Here is a 1,936-nt window from a genome sequence, read left to right on the forward strand (position 1 = left end):
ATTATATACTATAAATAACAATAAAATAATATATGTTTTTATTGTAAAAAATGTAAAAAAAATGTAAAAAAATACTTGATTAAAATTGTTTGTTAATATATTATCACTTTCCAAAATAAAGTATAAAAAATATGTAGTTTAAAATTATAGAGGTTTATTAAAAATAATGAAAATTATAGGCAATTATATATACACAATTATTAAAGGCTTTATAATAGGAGCTTCAATGCTTGTACCTGGTTTCAGCGGCGGCACTATGGCTATGATACTTGGAATATACGATAAATTAATAGCTTCTTTAAGCGGTATACTAACTTTCTCAAAAAATGAAAACTATATTTCAAAAAATAAACTAAACTTTTTGTTTTTAATATTTTTTTGTGTAGGTTCTGTTTTGGGAATGGTGATAATTTCAAAGCCTTTATCAAACTTAATAGAAAAATATTATATGGTATCTTCTTTCTTTTTTATGGGGGCTGCTCTTGGTGGCTTTAATACGGTGTATAATAAAACAAAATCCTATAAATTTGATTTTTTAAGTATTGTATATATTTTATTAGGTGCGGCTATAGTGTATTTAATATCAATGATACCAGAAAGCTTTTTTAGCGGAAACGGCAATAGAAGTGAAACATTTATGTATTTTATACTTGTAGTTGCTGGGTTAATTGTGGCAATTGCAATGATACTTCCTGGTATAAGTGTATCATATATGTTTTTGCTTTTGGGTATATATAAAGAGACTATTGATGCAGTTCATAATTTATATTTTCCATATTTAATTCCATTAGCTATAGGAAGTATTTTAGGAGTTATACTTACCACAAAACTACTTGAATATTGGATGGAGCATTATGTGAAATCTTCTTATTTAATAATATCAGGTTTTGTATTAGGCTCTATTATACAGGTCTTTCCCGGCATTCCAAAAGGCATTGAGTGGGCTTTATGCATTATAATGTTTTTTGCAGCTTATTTGTTAATAAGGCTCTTACAGAGATTTGACCCGGATAATAGATAATGTATAATATAATAAGCATTTAAACAATAAATGAATATTATGAAAATGAAATGCTTTATCATTGCATTATTTATTGATCTACTGTAAATATAACAGCTCTATTAGCTTCTGAAGCATTTTTCCAAAACTCTATACTTCTATAAAAATAATCCCAAGTATATTCAAAATCTTCATCACTTAGAGGATATTCATAATCTTTTTCATCTATTTTAAAATATTTTTCTTTGAACTTTTCTTTTGTTATAGTTTCTATTTTTGAGGCAATATCTTTCACTATATCAGCTTTTTTTAATGTGATAATATAATCTTCCTCATCATCGCCATTTCCGTATAAAACATCTCCTCCCATTATAATAGAACCAAGAGGATAATTATCATCACCGAATACTAAAAGCCCATCATTAGAAAGACATCTATGCATAGCGTCCCAAGATTTATCGAGTTCATAAATATATTTTGTATGCTTTTCAAAATATATTTCTTCTAAATCTTCAGAAATAAAATCAGGCCTTTCAAACCTTGAAGTTTTTAATAATTTATTTAAATCTTTATCGCTTAAAGCAAAGAATACACCAAGACAGCCCATACATCACCTCAATAAATAATTATTTGATTATATAAGAAAAATAATTATTGTCAAATCTTTCACGGTATTCCAAAAGGCATTGAGTGGGCTTTATGCACTATAATGTTTTTGGAGGTCTATTTTTTAATAAGGCTTCTACAGAGATTTGACCCGGATAATAGATAAAATATTTTTGTAACTATTCTTTTTTATTGTTTTTATTTTTGTCGTATATATATTTTATAGCTAAAACTAAAATAACAATTATAAGAATTTTAATTATAATATTTAGTATTCCATGTATGCCAAAGAAATGGTCGAAGAATGCTGGACCTCCTGGTATAGGACCA

The 1,936-nt window shown here is 26.5% G+C and carries 2 protein-coding genes; one reads left to right on the forward strand and one right to left on the reverse strand.

The genetic code is table 11. The features are described 5' to 3' along the window. Positions 1 to 166 precede the first annotated feature (166 nt). Positions 167 to 1,021, forward strand: coding sequence for a DUF368 domain-containing protein (locus E6A48_RS11135; RefSeq protein ID WP_219710356.1), 855 nt, complete (start codon positions 167 to 169; stop codon positions 1,019 to 1,021). Positions 1,022 to 1,091: 70 nt separating this feature from the next. On the opposite strand, the gene E6A48_RS11140 is transcribed toward E6A48_RS11135, so the two are convergent. Continuing rightward, positions 1,092 to 1,607: a YfbM family protein gene (locus tag E6A48_RS11140; protein WP_219710359.1), complete on the reverse strand. Its 516-nt coding sequence runs from the start codon at positions 1,605 to 1,607 to the stop codon at positions 1,092 to 1,094. Between the last annotated feature and the right edge of the window lie 329 nt (positions 1,608 to 1,936).

The organism is Brachyspira pilosicoli, assembly GCF_019402445.1.
Lineage (GTDB): Bacteria > Spirochaetota > Brachyspiria > Brachyspirales > Brachyspiraceae > Brachyspira > Brachyspira pilosicoli_B.